We start from the raw sequence: 17,612 nt of genomic DNA, 5'->3' as shown, positions 1-17,612 counted from the left end.
TTAGAGTTTTGCCAAATCTTCCATGCGTTTCGTAAGGGCAGCCATTTTTTCCTGATAATCGGCCAGTTTTCCCTTTTCCTTTTCAACGACAGCTGCCGGAGCCTTAGCCAGGAAGCCCTGGTTAGACAGTTTCTTATCCAGGCGTTCGATTTCCTTCCGGAGTTTTTCCTGTTCTTTTTGGACGCGGGCCGTTTCTTTTTCGACGTCGATCAAATCTTTAAGCTGTAAATAGACTTCGACGCCGGGAACGACGGCGACGACGGCATTTTCCGGTTTGGCATCACTGGCCGACAGAATGGCAACTTTATCGGCAAAGGCCAGGGTATGGAAGTAGTCTTCATAATCCTTCAAGGTCTTGGCCAGCTCTTCCGTTGCCGGTGCCAAGATGACCGGAGCCTTCTTGCCCATGGGAACGTTCGATTCGGCCCGGAGGTTGCGGATGCCTTTGATGGCTTCCATGAGGGTGTTCATCATAGCTGCGTCATCGGCAAAATTCCACTTAGCCTGAGCCTTCGGCCAGGGAGCGACGATGATGCTTTCCCCTTCATGAGGCAGGTGCTGCCAGAGGTGTTCCGTAACGAAGGGCATGAAGGGATGGAGCATTTCCAAGGTGTGGGTCAGGACGTAGACCAGGACGTACTGAACGGTGTGCTTGTCGCGGTCGCTGTCAGCCTGGTAGAGGCGCTTCTTGGCCAGTTCGATGTACCAGTCGCAGTAGGAGCTCCAAACGAAGTTATAGACGGCATCGGCAGCGTCGCCGAGTTCAAATTTATCGAGGTCTTCCGTGACTCTGGCCGCCGTTTCATTGAAGGACGACAGAATCCAGCGGTCGGCCAAGGTCAAATCACGGTCTTCGGGAACGAAGGATTCGTCAAAGTCGGTAAGGTTCATGATGACGAACTTCGAGGCGTTCCAAATCTTATTGGCAAAGTTGCGGTTGGCTTCGACTCGTTCCATGTAGAAACGCATGTCGTTGCCCGGCGTATTGCCCGTAACCAAGGTAAAGCGCAGGGCATCAGCGCCGTATTCTTCGCAGACGCCGAGGGGATCGATACCGTTGCCCAGGGACTTACTCATCTTGCGGCCCTGGCTGTCGCGGACGAGGCCGTGGATGAATACGTTTTCAAAAGGAATATCCTTCATGAATTCGCAGGTCATGAACATCATGCGGGCAACCCAGAAGAAGATGATGTCGTAGCCCGTAACCAGGACGCTGGTCGGGAAGAACTGGTCGAGATCGGCCGTCTTGTCAGGCCAGCCCATGGTCGAGAAAGGCCAAAGGGCCGAACTGAACCACGTGTCGAGGACGTCGGGATCGCGGTGGATGTGCGTGCTGTGGCAGTGCGGGCATTCTGTAATGTCTTCGCGGCTGGCCGAAGCCTTGCCGCAGTCGTCGCAGTACCATACAGGAATCTGATGGCCCCACCAGAGCTGACGGCTGATGCACCAGTCATGGACGTCTTCCAGCCAATGATTGTAGGTCTTGACGAAGCGTTCGGGAATGAAACGGGTCTTGCCGTCTTCCACGGCTTTGAGGGCCGCTTCCGTAAGGGGCTTCATCTTGACGAACCACTGCTTGGTGACGAAGGGTTCGACCGTCGTCTTGCAGCGCGAGCAGTGGCCGACGGCATGGGTCAGTTCTTCGATGTGGTCGAGGAGGCCCAGTTCTTCGAGGTCGGCGACGACGGCTTTACGGCAGTCTTCGCGCGTCATGCCGTCGTATTTGGCGCCGGCTTTTTCGTTCATCGTACCGTCGAGGTTCATGATCATGATCGATTCCAGGTTGTGGCGCTGACCCATTTCAAAGTCGTTCGGGTCATGGGCCGGCGTGATCTTAACGGCGCCGGTACCAAAGCCGATATCGACGTAGTCGTCGGCAATGACTTCGACTTCACGGTCGACGAGAGGCACGACGACCTTCTTGCCGATATACTTCTTCATGCGGTCGTCGTTAGGGTTGACGGCAACGGCCGTATCGCCCATGATCGTTTCCGGACGGGTCGTAGCGATCATGATGTAGTCGTCTTCACCGACGACGGGGTATTTTACGAACCACAGATGACCAGCGACGTCGGAGTGGTCGACTTCGATGTCCGACAAAGCCGTATGGCAGTGAGGGCACCAGTTGGTGATGCGCTGGCCCTGATAGATAAGGCCTTTTTCATACAGAGAAATAAAGACTTCCCGGACGGCACGGGCGCAGGTATCATCCATGGTGAAGCGCTTGCGGCTCCAGTCGCAGGATGAGCCGAGACGGCGAATCTGTTTTTCAATGCGGCTGCCGTACTGTTCCTTCCAGGCCCAGACCCGTTTGAGGAATTCTTCGCGGCCGATTTCGTAGCGGTTCTTGCCTTCTTCAGCCAGCTGCTGTTCGACCTTGACCTGGGTGGCAATGCCGGCATGGTCCGTGCCGGGAATCCAGGCGACGTTGTAGCCTTCCATGCGCTTAAAGCGGACCAGGATATCCTGCAGGGTATTGTCCAGGGCATGGCCCATGTGGAGCTGGCCGGTTACGTTCGGCGGCGGCATGACAATGCTGAAGGGTTTCTTGCTCTTATCCGGTTCTTGATGGAAGTAGCCCTTCTTTTCCCAAAAATCGTACCACGTCATTTCCATTTCATTCGGTGCATACGTGCCCAGTTGTTCTTTATTCCATTTCATGCTTATTCCCTCCAAAACAAAAAAGAGCATTCCCTCGCCTAAGGGTTCATTCCTTAGGACGAAAGAATGCTGTATCTTCCGCGGTACCACCTAAATTGCCGCTTTTGCGACCGCTTCATGGCACAGGTAACGTCTGCTTGACGGACAGGCCTTTCCTCCTGTCAGCTCACGGGTGACGCGCCCTACTCTCTTTGAATGCCCTCGCACCGAACCGGCATTTCGCTGACAAAAAGAAGTAAAGCTTCTTCCGCTCATCGCTTTTGTTGTGATAAATATTGTAGCAAGTTTACCTAAGCCTGTCAAGATGCCGCCATCGGTCAGACCTTCAAATCAGCGATGGAATAGAGGGCCCCATAGCCGGCTAAGGATACGGTCGATCCCTCAAGGCGGCATTGGAGTTCGCCGCCCCGCCTCGATGCCTGATAGGCCAGGAGGTCCTTCTTGCCGAGTTTTTCCGCCATGATGGGGATGATGTGGCAGTGACCGGAACCGCAGACAGGGTCTTCCGGAACGGACAGTTTAGGCGCAAAGCTGCGGCTGACGCAGTCGTAGTCCCGGCCCGGAGCCGTAATGTGGCAGAGCATACCGTCGAGGCCTTTTATTTTCTCTAAGTCAGGCTGAAAATTCCTTACGGTATCTTCGTCAGGCAGGACGCAGACCAGGTCCCGAGCCATATAGGCTTCCAAAGGCCTTACGCCAAGGGCGTCGGTCATGGCGTCAGTAACGGCCGTCGGCACCATGTCGTAGGCCGGAAAATCCATGGAAAAGAGGTCTCCTTTACGGGTAACGACCAAGTCACCGCTCAGGGTATGGAAGACGAAGCGGTCGGCCTTTGGTTCGACGAAGTTGGCCAGGACGAAGCTCGTTCCCAAGGTCGCATGGCCGCAGAGGTCGATTTCACCGCCCGGCGTGAACCAGCGAAGGCGATAGGCGTCCCCTTCTTTTACGGTGAAGGCTGTTTCCGACAGGTTGTTTTCCATGGCAATGGCCTGCATCAACTCATCAGGAAGCCAAGCATTTAAGACGCAGACGGCAGCCGGATTGCCTTTGAAAATTTCTTTGGTAAAAGCATCGACGACGTAACATTTCATAAAAATCCCTCCTCGAAAAAAATCGCTTTTCATGCCTTCATGATAGCATACGAAAAAGGGGCATACAATAAGAAAATTGTATGCCCCACGATTATGTCCGATGGGAATCTAAGACGTTTTTAATGATATAAAGGCCCTTTTCTAAGGCCGCCATATCGCCCGGCGCTCCCATGGCAAGCCGGGCGCCATGGACGGGAAGGTCCGTACCGACGGCAAAGTGTTCGGCACCTAAGAGGCGGACGCCGCGGTTACGGCAAAGGCCTTCAAAGGCCTGACCGCTCAGGGACTGGGGAAGGGTCAGCCAGCGGCAGAGACCGGCTTCCCCGCCGGCTAAAGACCAGCCTTTTAAGATGACGTCGGCCAGTTTATTCCGCTCCCTCAGGCTTTGACGGCGAAGATGCAAAAGAGCGCCGCACTTCCCGGACACGATGAGCCTTGATGCCAATTCCATGAGGAAGGCCGACTGGGAGAGGTTCAAGGTATACAGGGCCGACGCCAAGGCATCCTGAAGGCGTTTCGGCGGCACGACGTAGGCCAGCCGCAGGGCCGGCAGAATCGTCTTCGATAAACTGAAGAGATAGACCGTCTGCTCCGGAGCCAAGGCCTTGATCGGCGGCGCCGGATTTTCCGTGAGTAAGGCGGCAATGGCGTCTTCAATGATGAGAAGGTCGTGTCTTTGGGCAAAGGACGCCAGCCCCTTTCGTCCCGCTTCAGACATAGTGTGCGTCGTCGGATTCTGAAAGTCCGGCGTCACGTAAATGCCCTTGATATGATGATTCTTTAAGGCATAGGAAAGGCCGTCTTCACTCATTTCCCCATCCTGCTGCTCAATGGGAACGAGGCGGATGCCCAGGAGCTTGGCGGCACTTTTGAGGCCCGGATATACCAGGGGATCGACGCCGAGTCGCTCGCCGGGTCGAAAAAAAGCCGACAAGATGGCCGTCAAACCATTCTGACCGCCGCTGGCAAATAAGACAGGCCCTGCCGACACGACACCGGCCTGTTGGAGAAGCTGCCGAGCCCCTTCCTGATAAAAGTCGTCAGCTCCATAGGCATATTGGAAAAACCGTTCCCGGCCGGCATCAGCCATCATTTCCGACACCAAAGAGGCTACCGTGTCGCCTGTCAGTCCCTCGGGCATCATGGAGCCCATCTCGATGAGGGTCGTCCGATCCGGTGCGACCGATACGTTCAAACCGGCGTCATAGGCAACGAAGGTGCCCCGGCCAACGACGCTGGTAAGAAACCCACGATTCGAACAGTAACGGAAAGCTTTAGAAACGGTACTGACATTGACATCGAGAAAATCAGCCAGCTCCCGCTGGGGTGGAAGCTTGGTCCCCGGAAGGACGCTGCCGGCTTCAATGGCTTCGATGAGCTGAGCGGCCAAGGCCTTGTAGAGTGGCATAGGCTGCTGTTCCAGATCACGGCGAGACGGCCGCCAGGACATGGGATACGTTTCAAAAGAATTGACCGGCACTACAGGCCCTCCTCTCTTTTCTTGCAAAAAAATTATCCTTATGAAGACAGACGCTTCATAAGGATAATGATACACGACAGTAAGATTTTTGAAAAGCCGCTTATAAGGTACCTACCAAATCGATACCCGGTTTTAAGGTCTTGGCACCGGGCGTCCAGCGAGCCGGGCACACTTCATCGCCGTGTTCACGGACGAACTGGCAGGCCTGTACTTTGCGCAGCAGTTCTTCGGCGTTTCGGCCTACATTGCCGGCATTGACTTCATAAGAAACGATTTGGCCTTCCGGATTGATGATGAAGGTCCCCCGTTCGGCAACGCCGGCATCTTCGATAAGGACTTCGAAATCACGGGCCAGGGCATGGGTCGGGTCAGCCAGCATGGGATAGGTAATGTCTTTGATAAGGGGCGAATGGTCGTGCCAAGCTTTGTGGACAAATTCCGTATCGCAGGAAACAGAATAGATTTCGCAGCCTATCTTTTTGAACTCTTCATAAAAGCTTTCGAGGTCGGCTAATTCTGTCGGGCATACAAAGGTGAAATCAGCGGGATAGAAAAAGAATACGTTCCACTTTCCCAAGATGTCTTCCTTGGTAACGGTAATGAACCCGTTATCATGGTAAGCCTTGGCTGTAAAATCACTGACTTCCTTGTTGATTAATGACATAAGATGAACCTCCTTTTTCGCGAAAACCACAAAATGAAAATTACTATCATTATAGATAAAAGATATCATGAATTGCCAGAAAAATCAAGGCAAACATAAAAACTTTTTGTAATAGTTCGGCTCTTCAAATGACAAAAAAGGACGTGAGCAGCTGTACTCACGTCCATCCGAGGCAGCTGCTTTAAAAGACATCGCCACTATATAAGGAACTTTCTATCGATATGCTGTTTTACTGTCGTCCGTCCCGTTTCAGGAAAAAGGGCAGGGCCACTTCCGGGAACAGGGTATAGCTCAGGACGTCTTCCATGCTGGCATTGGGGAAGCCTTCGTTAGCCAGAGCCTTTTTGGCTTCTTCTAATTCCGGTGCCAAATCGTCGGCCGGACGATGGGTAATGACCGGTTCATCGCCAATGCACATCTTTCTGAATTTTTCGTCGATCGTACCGGGTACCCGGCCGTATTTGCCGCGAACGATGTCGCGGACTTCGTTGGTAACGATCTTATAACGGCCATAGAGGACGTTTAAAGCCGCAGCCGAGCCGGTAATCTGGCTGGTCGGCGTAACCAGGGGCGGATAGCCGAGGTCACGGCGGACGTTCGGCATCTCTGCCAGGACTTCGTCGAAGCGGTCTTCGGCACCCTGGGCTTTGAGCTGATTATAGAGGTTGGTCAGCATGCCGCCGGGAATCTGATATTTGCGGACAGCCGGGTTGATCTGGCTGGGCATGGTCAACTTAAATTCGTCGGCCAGTTCCTTACGGACGTTCTTAAAGTGATCGACAATGGGCCACAGGCGGTCGACGTCGATACCCGTGTCGTAAATACTGTCTTTTAAGGCCATGACCATCGATTCCGTCGCCGGCTGGCTGGTGATTTCCCCAAAGGGCGACAAGGCCGTATCGATGATGTCGACGCCGGCTTCGATAGCCTTCATATAGGTCATTTCACCGAGGCCGCAGGTGCAGTGCGTATGCAGCTCAATAGGCACGGTCAGGTGTTTTTTAAGCATGCGGATGAGGTTGTAAGCGTCATAAGGCGACAAGAGGCCCGACATGTCTTTGATACAGACAGAGTCGACACCCATATCCTGCAGTTCTTTGGCGACCTTGGTAAAGGATTCCATGGTGTGAATCGGACTGATGGTGTAGACCATGGCGCCCTGAACGTGGACCGATTTCGTATCTTTGGCCGCCTTAATAGCCGCTTCCATATTGCGCGGGTCGTTCAGAGCGTCGAAGACGCGGATGATGTCGATGCCGTTATCGACGGCACGGTTGACAAATTCATAGACGACGTCGTCGGCGTAGTGCCGATAGCCCAATATATTTTGACCGCGAAGCAGCATCTGCAGCGGCGTCTTTTTGACGTGCTGCTTAATAGTCCGCAGCCGTTCCCACGGATCTTCATCGAGAAAGCGCATGCACGTATCAAAGGTAGCACCGCCCCAGCATTCGAGGGCATTGTAGCCCACTTCATCTATAGCCTCCAGAACCGGAAGCATCTGGCGAAGGCGCATGCGAGTTGCCGCAATGGACTGATGGCCGTCGCGCAGAACCGTTTCCGTTATTTTTACTCTTGCCATTCTCTTTCCTCCAATATCATATCTATTGCAAAGTGTTTATTGTTAAAATCATACGTACTATTTTATTATATCATAGTAGGACCGGCATGGCTATTCATATCAAGGTCATAACCGATCTGCCCTTGAAAAACCCGGACGTGCCCCAAGGGTACATCCCCTTCCCGCCACGATAAGGACAAGGGGATACTCCAGGCAGCCGTCTTAAAGGTGACATTTCGATAGCCCCGAACACGAGACGTATCGCGGCGATGATAACGAATTTCTGCGGGCTCCCCTTCACTCAGGGTCTTTAAAAAGGCTAGGAGCTTTCTGCCGTAACGGCGGGTATCGACGAGTTCCCCCATGGCCGGCGTATAGGCGCCGGCTATGACCTGGGAAGCATCGTCGAGGTCTTCCGTCGCCTGAAGGCCCGTCCGTATGCACGGTATCCCTTGTTCCAGGAAACGCTGCTTCATGTAAGCCGCCCGCCGCACGCCTTCATGAATGGTAAGGGGCCTGTACTGCCCGGCTTGATACATGGCGGCCAGCTCCGTCCCCTTGAGGACAGCCACAGGATAAATGCGGGCCATATGGGGAGCCAGGTTACAGATGGCTTCTGTCGTCTGCCGCAGGCTGCCCCAGTCTTCACCGGGAAGGCCCGGCATGAGCTGATGGCCGACGGTAAAATCATACTGCCGCAATAAGGCCGTCGCCGTAACGACATCCCCTGCCGTATGGCCCCGCTGGGAGAGCTGCAGGACCCGATCGTCCATGGACTGGACGCCGAGCTCTACACAGGTCAGGCCGTAGTCTTTCAGATTCTTTAAAATATCCTCAGTAATGCAGTCAGGCCGCGTCGAGCAGCGAATCCTTTGAATGACGCCCCTTTGCAGGGCTTCATAAGCCGGTCGGAGCAAGTCTGTTTGCAGGGCCATGGGAATGGCCGTAAAGCTGCCGCCATAAAAGGCCACTTCCCAGTGCCGATCGGTTCCGCCTGATGTCGTATAAGCGGCGATGAGTTTTGCTATGGCTTCGGCTGAGGGCAGGCCGTGGTGACCGGTAATCTGCCACTGATTGCAGAAAACACAGCGATGGGGGCAGCCGATATGAGGGATAAAGATAGGAATGATGGAAGTTTTCATAGTCATAAATAGAATTGCCCTAAACTGCGAAAGAGGAGCCGCCTAGGCAGCTCCTCGTCTACTTGCCTTTTAACCGCATGAGCGCTTCATGCGCCGCGTGTTGTTCGGCATATTTTTTTGATTTTCCCGATCCTTCGCCAAGGACTTTGCCGTTGACCAAGATTTCCATATAGAAGGTCTTATCATGATCCGGCCCTTCTGTCCGGCAGAGGCGGTACTCGATACGCTGAGGACCGTCTTGCTGTACGTACTCTTGGAAAATCGTCTTGTAGTCTTTTTCGTAATGACCGCTGTCGACGAGATCCAAGTAGTCCTTTAATTGGTGAAGGATGAATTTCCGCGCCTCTTCATAAGAGCTGTCGATGTAGATGGCACCGACAACGGCTTCAAAGGCATCGGCCAGTATGCTGGGACGCATGCGGCCGCCGGTTGCGATTTCCCCCTTCCCCAGAAGGAGGTAGTCGCCCATATGAAACTTCATGCATACCGAAGCCAAGGGCGTCTCACTGACGACACTGGCTCTGGCCTTTGACAGCTGCCCTTCGGGCATATGCGGATAGTGGAGAAATAAATATTCCCCTACGACCAAATCTAAGATGGCATCGCCTAAAAACTCAAGGCGTTCATTGTAATAGCCGTGATTGGCCTTATTTTCATTGGCATAGGAAGAATGGGTCAGGGCCTGATCCAAAATAAGAAAATTGTGAAATTCCTGCAGACCCAAGACCTGTATGAACTGTTCTAACTGTTCTTTTCGAGTCGTATCCATCAGGTCAGTCTTCTTCTTTATTCAGCGTATTTTTTGAACAGCAGCGTCGCGTTGTGACCGCCAAATCCAAAGGAGTTGGAAATAGCGACTTTGACGTCGGAATCGACAGCCTGGTTGGGTACATAGTTGATGCCCAGGGCTTTCAATTCTTCTTCCGGTTCAACGAGGTTGATTGTCGGATGGACTTTCCCCGTTTCAATCGTCATGGCGCAGGCAATGGCTTCGACGGCACCGGCAGCACCGAGGAGATGGCCGGTCATGGATTTCGTCGAACTCATGAGCAGATTTTTGGTATGGTCGCCAAAGACGCGGGCAACGGCGACGGATTCGTTAAAGTCATTGAGGTGAGTGGATGTACCGTGAGCATTGACGTAGTCGACATCTTCCGGTTTGAGACCGGCATCTTTGACAGCCAAAGCCATGCACTTGGACTGCTGGAGACCTTCCGGAGCCGGTGCCGTAATGTGGTAGGCGTCGGCATTGCTGCCATAGCCGCCGATTTCACAGTAAATGTGAGCACCGCGCTTTTTAGCGTGTTCCAATTCTTCGAGAACGACGATGCCGGCGCCTTCGCCCATAACAAAGCCGTCACGGTCTTTATCGAAGGGACGAGATGCATGGGCCGGGTCGTCATTACGCGTACTGAGGGCCTTCATAGCCGCAAAACCGGCTACGGCACCGGGAGATACGGCAGCTTCCGTACCGCCGGCCAGGGCTGCATCGAGTTCGCCGCGCTGAATCATGCGGTAAGCGTCACCGATGGAGTTGGTCCCTGTTGCGCAGGCTGTAACGACGCTGGCGCAGTGTCCCTGAAGGCCGAAGAAAATGGATACCTGGCCGGAGGCCATATTGGCAATCATCTTCGGTACGACAAAGGGATTGACCCGGGACGGACCCTTCGAGAAGAGGCCCTTATATAAGTTATGCAGCGTTTCCATACCGCCGATACCGGTCCCGATAATGGTACCGATACGATCGCGGTCTTCGTCGTCTAAGTTGATTTTTGAATCATCTAAGGCCAATTTTGCAGCGGCAACCGAATACTGCGTGGACGGGTCCATGTGACGGGCTTCTTTACGGTCGATGCCGAAATCAGCCGGGTCAAAATCCTTGACTTCGCCGGCAATGCGAGTCGTATATTCCGCTGCGTCAAAATGGGTAATGGGGCCGATGCCGCTTTCGCCGTTGAGCAGGGCTTTCCAAAAAGCATCTTTGCCGATGCCGACAGGAGAAATGACCCCTAACCCTGTAATTACTACGCGTTTTTCCAAAGTTTTCACCTCATTATAAAATGTAACGCATTTATCAATCGGGAATCTCTTCCACTTCCCGCTTAATATTTGCAAATATATCCTTGACCGGCAGGATGTCATGAATTTCCATCATACGTTTGCCGGAAAATACCAGGCCAGTTTCAACGTCCCCTTGCTGGGCCCGCGTCAATGCCCGGATAATACAGTACTTATGACTGCATTTTTTCAGACAGAAATCACACGTTTCCGGCTTCGGTGCCGTACCCAAGAGAATCCGTTCAGAAAACGGCGTACGAATAGCCTGGCCGGGAAGACCGACAGGGCTGTGTACGAGAATAAAATCTTCCGGTTTATTGGCCCGGAGATAGACTTCTTTTAATGCGTCAGCGCCGTTCGATTCGACACTGGCAGCAAAGCGGCTGCCCATCTGGACGCCGTTGGCTCCGAGACGGAGCATTTCTACGATATCGCTTCCATGCAGGACGCCGCCGGCGCCGATGACGGGAATGTCAACAGCGGCTCGTACTTCCGGTACGATGACGCGGCTTGAGCGATTCGTTCCCAAATGCCCGCCTGCTTCTGCACCTTCGACAACGACGGCCGAAGCACCCAGGGATTGGGATATTTTAGCTAGTTTGGCAGAAGACACAATAGGGACAATAGGCGTGCCCGAATCCTTCCCCCAGGCAAACATATCCCGGGAAAAACCTGCGCCTGCCACAACCAGATCGATTCCTTCTTCAATTGCCGTAGTTACCAAGCCCTTGAATTCACGGGCTGCAACCATGACATTTATACCTATAATTCCACGAGGAGATAACTTTCTGGCTAACTTAATTTCATGTCGCAATTCGTCAAAAGGCATGCCAGATGCCGCAATAAGGCCGATACCGCCTTCATTGGCTACTGCTGCCGCCAAACGGGCTGTGGACAAACGGATTGCCATACCACCTTGAATAATTGGCACCTTTGCTACAAGCTTACCTATTCTTAATTCTGGCAGCTTCACTCTGTTTTCCTCCATTCAAGATACCAGGAGGGGAAGACACATATGCCTCCCCCTTCAGGCTCTTATTGCAAACTTATGCTTTCTTTTCCTTTTCAATGTAATCAACTGTATCTTTGACAGTTTTGATTTTTTCAGCAACATCGTCAGGGATTTCGATATTGAATTCTTCTTCGAAAGCCATGATCAGTTCTACGATGTCCAAGGAATCAGCGCCTAAATCATCGATGTAAGCAGCGTCCATTTTGACTTCTTTTTCGTCAACGCCTAACTGTTCAACAACAATGCTCTTTACTTTTTCAAAAGTATTTTCTTCGCTCATGTCCATTCACCCCCTTTCAGTGGAGTATGATTGTTTACATTACCATGCCGCCATCTACATTGAGCGTCTGGCCGGTAATATAACTGGCATCATCCGATGCAAGGAATAACACGGCTTTTGCCACTTCTTCCGGCTGAGCCACGCGGCCCATGGGAATCGTTTTAATCATGGCATCGACAGTGTCCTCGCCGAGGACAGCCGTCATGTCCGTTTCGATGCATCCCGGAGCAATGGCATTGCAGCGGATGTTTCGCGAAGCCAGTTCTTTCGCAACGGATTTGGTAAAGCCAATGAGGCCTGCTTTAGCAGCGGCGTAATTAGCCTGACCGGCGTTGCCTGTTTCACCGACGACAGACGTGATGTTGATAATCGAACCGCTGCGCTGCTTCATCATCAGCCGGGTAACGGCTTTGGTGCAGTGGAACGCGCCGGTAAGATTGGTATCAAGGACAGACTGCCAATCATCTTCCTTCATGATCATGAGCAGGCCGTCACGGGTGATGCCTGCATTGTTGACTAAAATGTCGATGCGTCCCAATTCTTTCTTGACGTCTTTGACCATAGCAGCGACGGCAGCTTCATCAGCTACATCGCACTGGATGGCCAAGGCCTTGCGCCCTTTTTCTTCGATAAGGCGGACCGTTTCTTCAGCAGCGGCGGTATTGCCGGCATAGATAACAGCGACGTCGGCACCGGCCTCAGCTAAGGTCAGGGCTGCCGCACGGCCGATGCCGCGGGAGCCGCCGGTAACGATGGCTGTTTTTCCTGTTAACTGCATTTTATCGAACCTCCTGGAAAAATTCAAGCGTTTTCTGTAAGGAAGGAATATCTTCTACATTTTCGCTGTGGATTTTGCGGTCGATTTTCCGATTAAACCCGCAAAGTGTTTTACCCGGGCCGACTTCTACGAAGTTTTCAGCCCCAAAGTCGAGCATGGTCTTGGTGCAGTCGATCCAAAGGACGGGACTGGCAGCCTGTTTGATGAGAGAGGCCTTAATATCGGCTGCTGCCGTTTCAATCTGGCCGTTGACATTGGCCACGACGGGGATTTTAGCATCGGAAATGGTAATATCGTCGAGGACTTCGGCTAAGCGTTTGGCTGCCGGTTCCATGAGCGTGCTGTGGAAAGGAGCGCTGACGTGGAGGAGAACCGCCCGTTTAGCACCGGCATCCTTCATGCGCGCTGCCGCTTCTTCAACGGCTTTGGTGCTGCCGGCGATGACGATCTGACCGGGGCAGTTGAAATTGACTGCCTGGACGACGCCGCCTTCTTTAGAAATGTCAGCGCAGATGGCCTTGATCTTATCTTCATCTAAGCCGAGAATGGCTGCCATACCGCCTTCTCCAAGGGGAACGGCTTCCTGCATGAACTGACCGCGGAGGCGGACCGTCCGTACGGCATCGGCAAAGGTTAACGAACCGGCGGCAACGAGGGCCGAATATTCACCGAGGCTGTGGCCGGCTGCGATGTCAGGCAGAAGGCCTTCCTGAGCCAGGACGCGGCAGCATGCCGTGCTGGACGTAAGGATAGCCGGCTGCGTATTATAGGTCTTCATCAGTTCTTCATCAGGACCTTCAAAGCAAAGTTTGGTCAGAGAAAAACCCAAGGCGTCGTCAGCTTCTTCAAAGAGCTGTTTTACGACCGGATAGGCATCGTATAAATCTTTGACCATCCCCACTTTTTGGGCACCCTGGCCGGGAAAAACAAAGGCTTTTTTCATCATCAGTCACACCTCTCGAAAAAAATTAATACCACTTCATAACTAAGCCGGCCCAAGTCAATCCGGCACCGAATCCGGCCAGTACGACGATATCGTCGCGCTTCATGCGGCCTTGACGGAGGGCTTCGTCGAGGGCAATGGGAATGGAAGCTCCCGACGTATTGGCGTATTTATCAATGTTTACAAAGACTTTTTCCATAGGCAGGTGGAGCCGTTTGGCTGCCGATTGGATGATGCGGGTATTGGCCTGGTGAGGAACCAAAAGGTCGATGTCTTCATAATTAAGACCGGCCCGTTCCAAGGCTTTTTCCGCCGTCCGTCCCATGACTTTAACGGCAAATTTATAAACTTCCTTGCCGTCCATCTTAACGTAGGTCAGGTGTTTTGCCCGCGCTTCGTCAGTCGGCAAAATAGCGACGCCGCTCGACGGGATGCTCAGGTATTTACCGCCGCTTCCGTCGGCACCCATATCGGCACCGAGGATGCCGTAGCCCTGCGGAACCGGACCGAAGACAGCCGCTCCAGCTCCATCGCCGAAGAGGACGCAGGTATTGCGGTCGGTCATATCAAGGAAACGGCTGAGGATTTCAGCACCGATGACCATGACGTGACGGTACATGCCCGTTTCGATGTACTGTGCCGCCGTAATGGCACCATAGGCAAAGCCCGAGCAGGCTGCATACAAATCAAAGACCGCTGCATTCTTGGCCCCGATATTATCCTGTACGATACAAGCCGTCGACGGGATAGTCATATCCGGCGTCAAGGTGCAGACGATGATCATATCCAGGTCTTCAGCTGACAGGTTGGCCATTTCCAGGGCCTGCTTGGCCGCAATGGTGCACATATCCGACGTATTCAGCCCGTCTTCTGCAAAGTGACGAGTCTTGATGCCCGTACGGCTCTGAATCCATTCGTCCGATGTATCGACATACTTTTCCAACTCGGTATTGGTAACGACTCTATCGGGTACATAATGGCCCGTACCCAGCACGCCGGCGGCGTTAGCTTTCACTATCATACTGTTCTACCTCTTCTTCCTCTATACTTTTGCGAATATGGCCGATGACGTCTTGCTCTGCAATTTCGCCGGCCACGCGGACGGCATTCTTGATGGCCTTAGCCTTCGAACTGCCGTGACAGATGATAAAGCTGCCATTGACACCTAACAGCGGTGCTCCGCCGTATTCGGTAAAGTCCAGTCTTTTCTTGAGCGATTTCAGCGCCGGATAGATGGCCAGGGCCCCTAATTTAGCGATGAACCCGCTCTGTTTGATCGTGTCGCGAACGAGACGGATGATAAACATGGCCATGCCTTCCCCAAATTTCAGGATGACATTGCCGACGAATCCGTCGCAGACGACGACGTCGACCGTTCCTTTCGGTATATCTCTGCCTTCTACGTTACCATAGAAAGTAATTGTTTTCAAATTTTCCAACATGGGATGTGTCTTTTGACACAACTCATTGCCCTTCGACGCTTCTTCACCGATGTTCAAGAGGCCGACAGCCGGCTTTTCGATGCCGAGGATGTATTTGGCATAGTGGCAGCCCATGATGGCGCCTTCGACCAAATGCTTCGGCTTGCTGCTGGCATTGGCCCCGGAATCGAGGAGGACCGTAATCCCCTTCTTCGAAGGAATCGGCGTAGCAATGCAGGGCCTTTCAATTCCTTTGATGCGGCCCAGTTCAAAAAGGGCAGCCGTTACAGCGGCCCCGGTGCTGCCGGCGGCAACGACAGCATCACATGCGCCGTCCTTTACCAAGCGGGCAGCTACGACGATGGATGCGTCTTTCTTGCGGCGAATGGCCTGAGCCGGATGCTCGCCCATTTCGATGACTTCACTGGCATGGACGATGGACAGGCGTTCTGTTTCTTTCGCCCCATACGTCGTCAGTACCTTGCGTATTTTTGTTTCATCACCGACCAGGACGACATCGTAATCATATGCTTTGACGGCTTCAATGGCACCGAGAACAATTTCTTCCGGTGCATAATCGCCGCCCATCGCATCTACTGCTATTTTCATTATACTACCGCTCCATTATTCCAAAGATTCTATAATAAATTTCGCCCGGAACACTTCTTTTCTCATCTTCCGAATCGTAACCCATACGTAGTATTTCTGGTCGCGCTGACGGATGACGTCGGCTTTGGCAATCAGTTTATCGCCTACGGTAACGGGTTGTTTATATTTTACATTGGCAACTGCCGTGATACAGACAGGAAGGTTTAATACGGTCCGTGCCAGGGAGCTGGCCTGAGCATAGAGGCATTGGGAGCGCACGATATGGGCTTCGTCGACCATATCATCCGTAGCCGTCATAATCGAAATGGCATTCTTTCCGATGATGCAGTCTACGAGTTCGCCGACGACAGTCGCATTTCGCAGTTTAGGTTGAGCCGCTTCCGCCTTTTGACGGATGCGGATGCGCATTTCAGGTATCCCCAAGGCCATGCGGTCCAAGCGGATTGTAGCTACACTGACGGAAAGTTCTTCAGCTAATTCTTCATCATTTATAAAAGGATTATCTTCAATTCGCTTCTGTAACAAAGCATGTCGCTTATCTCTTGCTATACGAACCATGTCATTCACCCTTGAAATTATTACCAAGTACTATTAGCACATACAACTAGAGATTATATAATGTTTTGACGATTTTGGCAAGGAAAATAAAAAAGTATGCTTTCATCCCATTCATTCTCGTCGAATTGCCGAAAGCATACTCATCACTCCTTAGTATTTATCGAAATCCATTTCGTTCAATACATCACGCAGTTTTTCTAACTCTTCCTTGGTCATGGTAATCCCCTTGGTCATGGCCTGGTAATCAGGGTCCCACGAACGCAGGTCAAACTTAGGAGCTCGATTGTTCCAGCTGATGTAGGTCAATTCTTTGCGCCAGCCGTCTTTATTTTCAGACAAAGTGCCGCAAATGTCTTCGATGTTGAAATTTAACTGTGCCATTGTATACCTCCCGATAGCGTTTATGATTGCATCATGTCAGGTTACGTCGATAACCCAATTATTTTATATAATAGCAAATATGCAAATTATGTCAATACAGCAGATTCGCCGATAATGTCAAGCTTTTTTCACCCTTATCCGTGGCTTTTCCGCCGCTTGAAGAGACCGCCGTGGGCCTCGCTGATATCGAAGACGGAGACGAAAGCAGCCGGATCAATGGTCGTAATAGCGTCGCGGATCTTGGTGATTTCAAGCCGCGATACGACGCAGTAGAGGATCATCGTTTTTTCCCGCTTGTAAGCGCCTTCCCCATTGATGAGGGTCACGGCACGGCCCATGTCCTGCGTGAGGCACTGGGCGACGGCATCGTGTTTTCCCGTAACGATGAGCATGCCCTTCATTTCGTCGAGACCGGTCGTAACGACGTCGATCATTTTATAAGCGATGAAGTAAGCCACCAGGGAATACATGGCGCTGTCCCAGGAAAAGACGAAGCCCGAGCTGCCTAAGATAAAGAGATTAAAGAACATGATCGTCTCGCCGACAGAAAAGGGCGTCTGACGATCGGCAATGATGGCCAGTACTTCCGTACCGTCGAGGGATCCGCCCCAGCGAATGATGAGGCCGACGCCGAGGCCAATGATGATACCGCCGTAAATCGTCGACAGGAAAGGATCTGACGTAACCGGCGGATAGTGAAGGAAATCACTCCATACGGACAGACAGAGAATGGAAAAAAGCGACGATACGGTAAAAAAAGCACCGATCTTTTTATACCCGAAAATGAAAAAGGGAATATTCAAGACGATGATAAATATACTGAAACTGATGCCCGTCACCTCGGCTGCCATGAGGGCGATGCCGACGACACCGCCGTCAATGACGTGGTTCGGGACCAGGAATACGTCGAGTCCAATCGTGTAGATAAAGGCCCCAAAAGCCAGGCCCAGTGCGCGTAAAAAATATTTCATAG

General features: G+C 52.4%; 17 protein-coding genes. All 17 read right to left on the bottom strand.

Features of this window, described 5'->3' with window-relative positions; all coding sequences use genetic code 11:
• Nucleotides 1-2,661, bottom strand: coding sequence for a valine--tRNA ligase (locus tag QZQ46_RS01255; RefSeq protein ID WP_296826145.1), 2,661 nt, complete (start codon nucleotides 2,659-2,661; stop codon nucleotides 1-3).
• Between the two features lie 317 nt (nucleotides 2,662-2,978).
• Nucleotides 2,979-3,752, bottom strand: coding sequence for a PhzF family phenazine biosynthesis protein (locus tag QZQ46_RS01250; RefSeq protein ID WP_296826144.1), 774 nt, complete (start codon nucleotides 3,750-3,752; stop codon nucleotides 2,979-2,981).
• Between the two features lie 91 nt (nucleotides 3,753-3,843).
• Nucleotides 3,844-5,232 (bottom strand): PLP-dependent aminotransferase family protein, encoded by a 1,389-nt coding sequence (locus QZQ46_RS01245; protein WP_296826143.1) that lies wholly within the window; start codon nucleotides 5,230-5,232, stop codon nucleotides 3,844-3,846.
• Between the two features lie 100 nt (nucleotides 5,233-5,332).
• Nucleotides 5,333-5,896 (bottom strand): alkyl hydroperoxide reductase subunit C, encoded by a 564-nt coding sequence (ahpC, locus tag QZQ46_RS01240; protein WP_296826142.1) that lies wholly within the window; start codon nucleotides 5,894-5,896, stop codon nucleotides 5,333-5,335.
• A gap of 229 nt (nucleotides 5,897-6,125) precedes the next feature.
• Complete coding sequence (locus tag QZQ46_RS01235; RefSeq protein WP_296826141.1) at nucleotides 6,126-7,478, bottom strand: pyruvate carboxylase subunit B; 1,353 nt, start codon at nucleotides 7,476-7,478, stop codon at nucleotides 6,126-6,128.
• Nucleotides 7,479-7,543: 65 nt separating this feature from the next.
• Entirely contained in the window at nucleotides 7,544-8,605 is a 1,062-nt protein-coding gene (locus QZQ46_RS01230; RefSeq protein ID WP_296826140.1) for an elongator complex protein 3, read from the bottom strand.
• Between the two features lie 52 nt (nucleotides 8,606-8,657).
• Entirely contained in the window at nucleotides 8,658-9,368 is a 711-nt protein-coding gene (gene rnc, locus QZQ46_RS01225; RefSeq protein WP_296826139.1) for a ribonuclease III, read from the bottom strand.
• 17 nt (nucleotides 9,369-9,385) lie between these two features.
• Nucleotides 9,386-10,639 carry a beta-ketoacyl-ACP synthase II gene (fabF, locus tag QZQ46_RS01220; protein ID WP_296826138.1) on the bottom strand — a complete coding sequence of 418 codons (1,254 nt, stop codon included), beginning with the start codon at nucleotides 10,637-10,639 and terminating at the stop codon, nucleotides 9,386-9,388.
• 34 nt (nucleotides 10,640-10,673) lie between these two features.
• Entirely contained in the window at nucleotides 10,674-11,630 is a 957-nt protein-coding gene (locus QZQ46_RS01215; protein ID WP_296826137.1) for a nitronate monooxygenase family protein, read from the bottom strand.
• A gap of 73 nt (nucleotides 11,631-11,703) precedes the next feature.
• Entirely contained in the window at nucleotides 11,704-11,949 is a 246-nt protein-coding gene (locus QZQ46_RS01210) for an acyl carrier protein (RefSeq protein ID WP_044504498.1), read from the bottom strand.
• A gap of 34 nt (nucleotides 11,950-11,983) precedes the next feature.
• Nucleotides 11,984-12,727: a 3-oxoacyl-[acyl-carrier-protein] reductase gene (gene fabG, locus QZQ46_RS01205; protein WP_296826136.1), complete on the bottom strand. Its 744-nt coding sequence runs from the start codon at nucleotides 12,725-12,727 to the stop codon at nucleotides 11,984-11,986.
• A 1-nt stretch (nucleotide 12,728) separates the two neighbouring features.
• The gene (fabD, locus tag QZQ46_RS01200; RefSeq protein WP_296826168.1) at nucleotides 12,729-13,670 is read right to left on the bottom strand and encodes an ACP S-malonyltransferase; all 942 of its coding nucleotides are present in this window, start codon (nucleotides 13,668-13,670) and stop codon (nucleotides 12,729-12,731) included.
• A 25-nt stretch (nucleotides 13,671-13,695) separates the two neighbouring features.
• Nucleotides 13,696-14,691: a beta-ketoacyl-ACP synthase III gene (locus tag QZQ46_RS01195; RefSeq protein ID WP_296826135.1), complete on the bottom strand. Its 996-nt coding sequence runs from the start codon at nucleotides 14,689-14,691 to the stop codon at nucleotides 13,696-13,698.
• Nucleotides 14,675-15,700 (bottom strand): phosphate acyltransferase PlsX, encoded by a 1,026-nt coding sequence (gene plsX, locus QZQ46_RS01190; protein WP_296826134.1) that lies wholly within the window; start codon nucleotides 15,698-15,700, stop codon nucleotides 14,675-14,677. The genes QZQ46_RS01195 and plsX overlap by 17 nt, the downstream gene beginning before the upstream one ends.
• A gap of 15 nt (nucleotides 15,701-15,715) precedes the next feature.
• Nucleotides 15,716-16,258: a transcription factor FapR gene (gene fapR / locus QZQ46_RS01185; RefSeq protein ID WP_044504508.1), complete on the bottom strand. Its 543-nt coding sequence runs from the start codon at nucleotides 16,256-16,258 to the stop codon at nucleotides 15,716-15,718.
• A gap of 150 nt (nucleotides 16,259-16,408) precedes the next feature.
• A complete protein-coding gene (locus QZQ46_RS01180) occupies nucleotides 16,409-16,639 on the bottom strand; it encodes a YdbC family protein (RefSeq protein WP_014015045.1) in 231 nt (76 codons plus the stop codon).
• Between the two features lie 134 nt (nucleotides 16,640-16,773).
• A complete protein-coding gene (locus QZQ46_RS01175; protein ID WP_296826133.1) occupies nucleotides 16,774-17,610 on the bottom strand; it encodes a YitT family protein in 837 nt (278 codons plus the stop codon).
• Between the last annotated feature and the right edge of the window lie 2 nt (nucleotides 17,611-17,612).

The organism is uncultured Megasphaera sp., assembly GCF_900539295.1.
In the GTDB taxonomy this organism is placed as follows: Bacteria; Bacillota; Negativicutes; order Veillonellales; family Megasphaeraceae; genus Megasphaera.
Note: the sequence above shows the minus strand (reverse complement) of the source record. Positions and strands in the feature narration are given on the sequence as shown.

Excerpts from the sequence above, each read along its gene's own strand:
- QZQ46_RS01250 (WP_296826144.1), bottom strand. The coding sequence starts at position 3,752 with ATGAAATGTTACGTCGTCGATGCTTTTACCAAAGAAATTTTCAAAGGC.
- plsX (WP_296826134.1), bottom strand. The coding sequence starts at position 15,700 with ATGAAAATAGCAGTAGATGCGATGGGCGGCGATTATGCACCGGAAGAA.
- fabD (WP_296826168.1), bottom strand. The coding sequence starts at position 13,670 with ATGAAAAAAGCCTTTGTTTTTCCCGGCCAGGGTGCCCAAAAAGTGGGG.
- QZQ46_RS01175 (WP_296826133.1), bottom strand. The coding sequence starts at position 17,610 with ATGAAATATTTTTTACGCGCACTGGGCCTGGCTTTTGGGGCCTTTATC.
- ahpC (WP_296826142.1), bottom strand. The coding sequence starts at position 5,896 with ATGTCATTAATCAACAAGGAAGTCAGTGATTTTACAGCCAAGGCTTAC.
- QZQ46_RS01195 (WP_296826135.1), bottom strand. The coding sequence starts at position 14,691 with ATGATAGTGAAAGCTAACGCCGCCGGCGTGCTGGGTACGGGCCATTAT.
- QZQ46_RS01235 (WP_296826141.1), bottom strand. The coding sequence starts at position 7,478 with ATGGCAAGAGTAAAAATAACGGAAACGGTTCTGCGCGACGGCCATCAG.
- QZQ46_RS01180 (WP_014015045.1), bottom strand. The coding sequence starts at position 16,639 with ATGGCACAGTTAAATTTCAACATCGAAGACATTTGCGGCACTTTGTCT.
- rnc (WP_296826139.1), bottom strand. The coding sequence starts at position 9,368 with ATGGATACGACTCGAAAAGAACAGTTAGAACAGTTCATACAGGTCTTG.
- fapR (WP_044504508.1), bottom strand. The coding sequence starts at position 16,258 with ATGGTTCGTATAGCAAGAGATAAGCGACATGCTTTGTTACAGAAGCGA.
- QZQ46_RS01210 (WP_044504498.1), bottom strand. The coding sequence starts at position 11,949 with ATGAGCGAAGAAAATACTTTTGAAAAAGTAAAGAGCATTGTTGTTGAA.
- fabG (WP_296826136.1), bottom strand. The coding sequence starts at position 12,727 with ATGCAGTTAACAGGAAAAACAGCCATCGTTACCGGCGGCTCCCGCGGC.
- QZQ46_RS01230 (WP_296826140.1), bottom strand. The coding sequence starts at position 8,605 with ATGACTATGAAAACTTCCATCATTCCTATCTTTATCCCTCATATCGGC.
- QZQ46_RS01255 (WP_296826145.1), bottom strand. The coding sequence starts at position 2,661 with ATGAAATGGAATAAAGAACAACTGGGCACGTATGCACCGAATGAAATG.